At 37.3% G+C, this 8,260-nt stretch carries 6 protein-coding genes; all 6 read left to right on the top strand.

The window, feature by feature from the left end; all coding sequences use genetic code 11:
- Nucleotides 1-301 precede the first annotated feature (301 nt).
- The 6 genes from dnaN (at nt 302) to gyrA (ending at nt 7,823) form a co-directional block, all read left to right on the top strand.
- The gene (gene dnaN, locus V7124_RS07510) at nt 302-1,438 is read left to right on the top strand and encodes a DNA polymerase III subunit beta (protein ID WP_335414842.1); all 1,137 of its coding nucleotides are present in this window, start codon (nt 302-304) and stop codon (nt 1,436-1,438) included.
- Nucleotides 1,439-1,534: 96 nt separating this feature from the next.
- A complete protein-coding gene (yaaA, locus tag V7124_RS07505) occupies nt 1,535-1,750 on the top strand; it encodes a S4 domain-containing protein YaaA (RefSeq protein ID WP_335414839.1) in 216 nt (71 codons plus the stop codon).
- 2 nt (nt 1,751-1,752) lie between these two features.
- The gene (gene recF, locus V7124_RS07500; RefSeq protein ID WP_335414836.1) at nt 1,753-2,871 is read left to right on the top strand and encodes a DNA replication/repair protein RecF; all 1,119 of its coding nucleotides are present in this window, start codon (nt 1,753-1,755) and stop codon (nt 2,869-2,871) included.
- Nucleotides 2,872-2,880: 9 nt separating this feature from the next.
- Nucleotides 2,881-3,126 carry an extracellular matrix regulator RemB gene (remB, locus tag V7124_RS07495; RefSeq protein ID WP_335414834.1) on the top strand — a complete coding sequence of 82 codons (246 nt, stop codon included), beginning with the start codon at nt 2,881-2,883 and terminating at the stop codon, nt 3,124-3,126.
- Between the two features lie 76 nt (nt 3,127-3,202).
- Nucleotides 3,203-5,128, top strand: coding sequence for a DNA topoisomerase (ATP-hydrolyzing) subunit B (gene gyrB / locus V7124_RS07490; RefSeq protein WP_335415448.1), 1,926 nt, complete (start codon nt 3,203-3,205; stop codon nt 5,126-5,128).
- A 118-nt stretch (nt 5,129-5,246) separates the two neighbouring features.
- Nucleotides 5,247-7,823: a DNA gyrase subunit A gene (gene gyrA, locus V7124_RS07485; RefSeq protein WP_335414831.1), complete on the top strand. Its 2,577-nt coding sequence runs from the start codon at nt 5,247-5,249 to the stop codon at nt 7,821-7,823.
- Nucleotides 7,824-8,260 lie beyond the last annotated feature (437 nt).

Here is an 8,260-nt window from a genome sequence, read left to right as displayed (position 1 = left end):
TCTTTTCTTCTTAAATTTTCGCTTTTAATAACAAAAAAACAGATTAACATTAATTTTTGTTATTAAAAGCAACAAAGTTTAAAAAAGAGCCTTAGGGAAACTGTGAATAACCTTGGTTAGTTTGTACACAGTCTATCCACATGTGGACAAGCTGTGTTTCTATGATAAAAAACAAGTTATCCACATATTAACAGGCCCTACTAGTACTTCTTCTATTTTTTCTTTAAAAAACTTATTATTATATGCTTAGGAAATTTCATTTATGCGTGAATAGAATAAAAATTGCAGGGAGGATTATGAAATGAGATTTATCATCCAACGGGACCGCCTCGTTCAAAGTGTTCAAGATGTAATGAAGGCTGTTACATCAAGAACAACAATTCCGATACTGACAGGAATTAAAATTACAGCTAGCAGCGAAGGAGTCACCTTAACAGGAAGTGATTCAGATATTTCGATCGAATCCTTTATTCCCAAAGAAGAAGCTGGAGACGAACTTGTTGAGATTAAACAAAGTGGTTCAATTGTCCTTCAAGCAAAATTCTTCAGCGAGATTGTTAAAAAACTGCCGACTGATAGTGTTGAAATGGAAGTACTAGGATCATTACAAACTGTCATCCGCTCAGGGAAATCGGAATTTAACTTAAATGGACTTGATGCAGAGGAATACCCTCACCTGCCACAATTAGAGGAAAATAATACATTTCACATTGCGACGGATCTCTTAAAGACCATGATCCGCCAAACTTTTTTCGCAGTTTCCACTTCAGAAACACGCCCCATCTTGACAGGTGTAAACTGGAGGATTGAAAATGGTGAATTAAACTGTATTGCAACAGATAGTCACCGGCTAGCACTAAGGAAAGCGAAAATTGAAACGGAAAATAACGAAAGCTACAATGTTGTTATCCCAGGCAAAAGTTTAAATGAGTTAAGTAAAATCATTGATGATTCAAATGAATTAATTGATATTGTTATTACCGAAAATCAAATATTGTTTAAAGCGAAACATCTGCTATTCTTCTCTAGACTACTGGAAGGGAATTATCCTGATACTTCTAGACTTATTCCGAATGAAAGTAAAACAGAAATCATTGTGAATACAAAGGATTTTCTACATGCGATCGACCGTGCCTCCTTACTAGCACGTGAAGGAAGAAACAATGTAGTAAAACTCTCAACGATAGATGGCGGAGTTATTGAAATTTCTTCTAACACTCCAGAGGTTGGTAAAGTAGTCGAGGAAATTCAAGGTCAATCGATAGATGGGGAAGAATTAAAGATTTCTTTTAGTGCTAAATATATGATGGATGCCCTAAAGGCTCTTGAGGGTACTGACATAAAAGTAAGCTTTACGGGTGCCATGCGTCCCTTCGTTATTAAACCATTGAATGATGAAACCACCTTGCAGTTGATATTGCCTGTTAGGACCTATTAGAACAAAAATAGTCACCATGATTTTGGTGACTTTCTTTATTTTTAATTTTTTAGTAAAATAAAGTATTGAGTCCATTTTAGAAATGAGTGATAAACATTGCCTGAAAAAATTAAGCTGAATACTGAGTTTATTACGTTGGGACAATTTCTTAAATTGGCTGACGTCATCCAATCTGGTGGTATGGCCAAATGGTTTTTGAGTGAAAACGATATTTTTATTAATGGTGAACAAGACCAAAGAAGAGGAAGAAAGCTTCGAACTGGGGATAGAATTCAAATTCCTGGGTTTGGTGAGTTTTTGATTACCGATTAATTATGTATATTGAACAATTAGCACTAAGAAACTATCGGAATTATGAGAATCTATCGGTTGAATTTGAAAATAAAGTGAATGTTATCCTCGGGGAAAATGCTCAGGGGAAAACAAATGTAATGGAATCCATCTATGTTTTAGCGATGGCAAAATCTCATCGAACCTCCAATGATAAAGAACTTATTCGTTGGGACCAGGAGTATGCTAAAATAGAAGGCAGGGTTCAAAAGCAATATAGCTCCTTGCCTTTGGAATTAATTATTTCTAAAAAGGGAAAAAAAGCGAAATGCAATCATATGGAACAGCGAAAATTAAGTCAATATGTCGGAAACATGAATGTGGTCATGTTTGCACCAGAAGATCTTAATTTGGTAAAAGGGAGCCCACAAATTAGACGCCGGTTTATTGATATGGAAATTGGGCAGGTTTCACCCATTTATCTACATGATATGAGTCAGTATCAAAAAATACTTCAACAGCGGAACCATTTTTTAAAAATGCTGCAAATAAAAAAACAGACTGACATAACTATGCTCGAAATTCTTACGGAACAGTTTATTGATATGGCTGTAAAGATTATTTCGAAAAGATTTGAGTTCCTTAATTTGCTTGAAAATTGGGCAAAGCCTATTCATAATGGGATTTCTAGAGGGTTGGAAACCTTGGAAATTGTCTATAAACCATCTGTCGATGTATTAGAAGACCAAGATTTGTCGAAAATGAAAGTGTGTTTTGAGGAAAAATTCAGTAAAGTTAGAGTGAGGGAAATAGAACGTGGAACAACCCTATTTGGTCCCCATCGTGATGATTTGGTGTTTTTTGTAAATGACAGAGATGTCTCCACCTTTGGGTCACAGGGTCAACAAAGGACAACTGCACTTTCTGTTAAGCTTGCCGAAATTGAATTAATTCATTCAGAGATTCGAGAATATCCGATCTTACTTCTTGACGATGTATTGTCCGAATTAGATGATTATCGTCAGTCACATTTGCTTAATACGATTCAAGGGAAAGTTCAAACATTTGTTACTACTACCAGTGTAGACGGCATCCATCATCAAACCTTAAAAGAGGCATCAACTTTTGAAGTAGAATCTGGTTTTATCAATAAAGTTAATTGAGGTGGAAGTGTGTATATACATGTCGGGGAAGATTTAAATATCAGGGCGAAGGACATCATCGCTATTCTTGATAAAGGGTGCGTAAACTCTTCGAATTTAGTTGAGGAGTTCTTAAAACAGCATAAGGAAAAGCTCGTTAACCTTTCAAAAAACCCCTTTAAATCAGTCGTAATTACATATGACAAGGTTTATTTATCCCCAATTTCTTCTGGAACATTAAAAAAACGTTCAAATCAAAAGGAAATGCAAGATTAGAGAATATAATACTTTTTATATTTCTGGTTACTAGAATATTTTTTTAAAATGAAAGTGTGGGTGAACTATATTGACACTGGAACAAAAAGAAGTCCAAGAACAAGAAGAATACGGTGCAGAACAAATACAAGTTCTTGAAGGTCTTGAAGCTGTTAGAAAAAGACCGGGTATGTATATTGGTTCAACAAGTGGAAAAGGTCTACATCATCTCGTTTGGGAAATTGTGGATAATAGTATTGATGAAGCTTTGGCAGGCTATTGTGACGAAATTAATGTCATTATTGAAGAAGATAACAGTATCACTGTTAAGGATAACGGTCGTGGTATTCCCGTTGGAATTCAAGAAAAAATGGGAAGACCCGCAGTTGAGGTAATTATGACAGTGCTTCACGCTGGGGGTAAATTTGGCGGCGGAGGATATAAGGTTTCGGGTGGTCTTCATGGTGTAGGTGCATCAGTTGTTAATGCCCTCTCCACTAATCTGGAAGTTTATGTACACCGTGATGGTAATATTTATTTTATTAAGTTTGAACGTGGAGCGGTAGTTAATGAATTAGAGGTAATTGGTACTACCGACATAACGGGTACAATTACTCATTTTAAACCTGATAATGAAATTTTTACTGAGACATTGGAGTACGAGTTTGATATTTTGGCAACTCGTCTGCGAGAACTTGCCTTCTTAAATCGTGGAATCAAAATCACAATTGAAGATAAGCGTGTTGAAAATAAAAAGAATGAGTATTACTACGAAGGCGGAATCAAATCGTATGTCGAGCATTTAAACCGCACAAAAGAAGTCGTTCATGACGAACCCATCTTTCTTGAGGGTGAACGCGATGGCATTAGTGTTGAAGTTGCTCTACAATACAACGAGGGATATACGGAAAGTATTTACTCCTTCGCCAACAACATCCACACGTATGAAGGCGGGACTCATGAATCCGGTTTTAAAACTGGATTAACTCGAGTAATCAACGATTACGCTAGGAAAAATGGTTTGATTAAAGAAAGTGAAACCAATCTTACTGGTGAGGACGTAAGAGAAGGTTTAACAGCCATTGTCTCAATTAAACATCCTGATCCTCAATTTGAGGGCCAAACCAAAACAAAGCTTGGAAATTCAGAAGTTAGGACGATTACTGACTCATTATTTTCTAGTCATTTTGATAAATTTTTATTGGAAAATCCGTCAGTGGCAAGAAAAGTTGTTGATAAAGGACTAATGGCTGCACGGGCAAGGATGGCTGCAAAGAAGGCAAGAGAGCTAACGCGACGTAAAAGTGCATTAGAAGTTTCTAGTTTACCTGGGAAATTAGCAGATTGCTCTTCAAAGGATCCTTCTATTAGTGAATTGTACATCGTTGAGGGAGATTCAGCGGGGGGTTCAGCCAAACAAGGTCGTGACCGTCATTTCCAAGCTATTCTTCCATTACGAGGAAAAATCCTTAATGTTGAGAAGGCACGTCTAGATCGGATTCTCTCAAATAATGAGGTTCGCTCGATGATAACGGCCATTGGAACAGGTATTGGAGAAGATTTTGATATTGCTAAAGCTAGGTACCATAAAGTAGTGATTATGACGGATGCGGATGTTGATGGTGCTCATATTCGAACACTTCTTTTGACATTCTTTTACCGGTATATCCGAAAAATTTTAGAAGCTGGCTACGTTTATATTGCGCAGCCACCTTTATATAAGGTGCAGCAAGGTAAAAAAATTCGTTATGCTTATGATGACAAAGAGCTAGAGCAAATATTTGCAGAGCTGCCAAGTCAACCAAAACCTAATATCCAACGTTATAAGGGGTTAGGTGAAATGAATCCTGAGCAATTATGGGAAACGACCATGGACCCTTCTACTAGAACGATGCTACAGGTTAGTCTTGAAGACGCAATTGAAGCGGATGAAACATTTGAAATGTTAATGGGTGACAAAGTAGAGCCACGTCGTAATTTCATTGAAGCAAACGCTCAATATGTAAAAAATTTAGATATATAAAGAAAAGCCTATATAGTAAAGGGATAGAGGGGTGACCACTATCCTCCTTTTTTCGTTTATCTAGATCGTTAGGGTAACTATTAAAGGCAGATCGTCACCTAAATAGGAGGTACTTAAAATGGCAGAAACACCAAATTCTCAAATAAAAGATATTAATATCAGTCAAGAAATGAAGACTTCATTTCTTGACTATGCTATGAGTGTTATTGTTTCTCGTGCCCTTCCAGATGTTCGAGATGGGTTAAAACCAGTTCACCGCCGTATTTTATATGCTATGCATGATCTTGGAATCCATGCTGATAAACCTTATAAAAAATCAGCTCGTATCGTTGGGGATGTAATCGGTAAATATCATCCTCATGGTGATTCAGCCGTATATGAAACGATGGTACGTATGGCACAGGATTTTAACTATCGATATATGCTGGTAGACGGTCATGGGAACTTTGGTTCTGTAGACGGTGACTCAGCAGCCGCTATGCGTTATACAGAATCGAGAATGTCGAAAATCTCAATGGAATTATTAAGAGATTTAAACAAAGATACGATCAATTTTCAAGATAACTACGATGGCGAGGAAAGAGAGCCATCTGTTTTACCAGCAAGGTTCCCAAACCTTTTAGTGAATGGTTCTTCTGGGATTGCAGTTGGTATGGCTACGAATATCCCACCACATCAGCTTGGTGAGGTTATTGATGGCGTATTGGCCATTACCCATGATCCAGACATAACGATTCAAGAATTAATGGAAATCATTCCAGGACCAGATTTCCCAACCGGTGGAATCATTATGGGCCGAAGCGGTATTCGTAAGGCCTATGAAACAGGCAGAGGATCCATAACGATTCGCGGAAAGGTAGAAATTGAAACAAAATCAAATGGTAAAGAAGTTATCATTGTTAATGAGCTTCCATACCAAGTAAATAAAGCAAAGTTAGTTGAAAGAATTGCAGAATTGCATCGTGATAAAAAGATAGAAGGCATTACCGATTTAAGAGATGAATCCGATCGTAAAGGGATGCGGATTGTTATTGAAGTTCGTAAAGACGCGAATGCGAATGTCCTCTTAAATAACTTATATAAACAAACTTCTCTACAAACTAGCTTTGGAATCAATACATTAGCTCTAGTAAATGGGCATCCAAAGGTGTTAAATCTTAAACAATGTTTAGTCTATTATTTAGACCACCAAATTGTAGTTATTCGCAGAAGAACAGAGTTTGAATTACGGAAAGCAGAAGCACGTGCTCATATTCTGGATGGTTTAAGAATTGCTTTGGATAATCTTGATGCAGTCATCAGCTTAATTCGAGGCTCGCAGACAACAGATATTGCCCGCGAAGGCTTAATGACACAATTTAACCTTTCTGAAAAACAAGCACAAGCTATCCTAGATATGCGCTTACAGCGTTTGACTGGTTTGGAAAGGGAGAAAATTGAAGAAGAATATCAAAATTTAGTAAATCTAATTGCTGAATTAAAGGCAATTTTAGCAGATGAGGAAAAAGTTTTAGAAATTATCCGTGAAGAATTAACGGAAATTAAAGAAAGATTTAACGATAAGCGCCGTACGGAAATCCAAACAGGCGGAATCGAAAATATTGAGGATGAAGATCTCATTCCACGTGAGAATATCGTTATTACGTTAACACATAATGGCTATATTAAACGACTCCCAGTTTCAACCTATCGTGCTCAAAAAAGAGGCGGTCGCGGTATCCAAGGCATGGGCACGAACGAGGATGACTTTGTCGAACATTTAATTACAACTTCAACGCATGATACGATTCTTTTCTTTACAAATAAAGGCAAGGTTTACCGTTCAAAGGGGTATGAAATTCCTGAATATAGCCGTACAGCTAAAGGTTTGCCAATCATTAACCTTCTTGGAGTTGAAAAGGGAGAATGGGTGAATGCCATTATTCCAATTGAGGAATTTGTTGATGACTGGTACTTATTCTTTACGACAAAAGAGGGTATTTCTAAACGTTCTCCATTAACATCATTTGCACATATTCGAAATAATGGTTTAATAGCGCTAAATCTCCGTGAAGGTGATGAACTGATTTCAGTTCGCCTAACAGATGGATCGAAGCATATGATCATTGGTACGAAAAAGGGTATGCTAATCCGTTTCCCTGAGACAGATGTTCGTTCTATGGGAAGAACAGCTACTGGAGTTAAAGGGATTACCTTAGATAGTGATGATGAAGTAGTCGGTATGGAAGTACTTGAGGAAAATAGCAGTGTTCTAATTGTCACTAAGAAAGGATACGGTAAGCGAACAAAAGCAGAAGAATACCGTATTCAAGGAAGAGGCGGTAAAGGTATTAAAACGTGCCATGTTACCGAGAAGAATGGCGATTTAGTATCTGTTAGAGCTGTAACAGGTGAAGAAGACTTAATGTTAATTACCACTGGAGGAGTCCTTATCCGTATCGATGTGGCTACCATTTCTACAATGGGACGTAACACTCAAGGTGTAAAGCTTATTAGTATAAAAGGTGATGACCATCATTATGTTGCGACTGTTGCGAAAGTAGAAAAAGAAGAGGTTTCGGAAGAAGAAACCGTTTCTGATGATACGGAGGAATCAATCGTACTAGATGGATCAGAAGTAGAAGTCGAAGATACGGAAGTTGAAAATGAGATAACTTCAGAAGATGAGAGTTCAGATACTAACACTGAAGAATAATTACTATTAAAAGAAGGAACACCTAATTGGGTGTTCCTTCTTTTAATTGGCTGTGTTAATGAATGCAATGCTGTTGATTTTAAAACTCGTTGATTGAAGCGAAAGGCGCTCGACTCCAGCGGGATGAACGAGCTGAGTGAGACCCCGCAGGTGCGAAGCTGTAGTGAGGCTCATGGGAGAGCCCGCGGAAAGCGTAGCGCCTGAAGCGCAAATCAACAGCCAAGTTTAACACAGCCTATTAATTAAATTTATCAAATTGCTAATTTCCTCTTGCTAGATGTTGTTAATGCTGGTATACTCATTTGAGTCGGCAAAGACAGTTTGATATTATATTAAATAATAACAAATTAACGTTGACATGAATTGCAACAAATGATATATTAATAAAGTCGCTTATGGGCGATGGAGTTAACCTTGATCTTTGAAAACTAAACAAA

Origin of the sequence: Neobacillus niacini, assembly GCF_036961885.1 — a bacterium.
In the GTDB taxonomy this organism is placed as follows: Bacteria; Bacillota; Bacilli; order Bacillales; family Cytobacillaceae; genus Neobacillus; species Neobacillus niacini_H.
This window is presented reverse-complemented; position numbering and strand designations above follow the sequence as displayed.

Excerpts from the sequence above, each read along its gene's own strand:
- dnaN (WP_335414842.1), top strand. The coding sequence starts at position 302 with ATGAGATTTATCATCCAACGGGACCGCCTCGTTCAAAGTGTTCAAGAT.
- recF (WP_335414836.1), top strand. The coding sequence starts at position 1,753 with ATGTATATTGAACAATTAGCACTAAGAAACTATCGGAATTATGAGAAT.
- gyrA (WP_335414831.1), top strand. The coding sequence starts at position 5,247 with ATGGCAGAAACACCAAATTCTCAAATAAAAGATATTAATATCAGTCAA.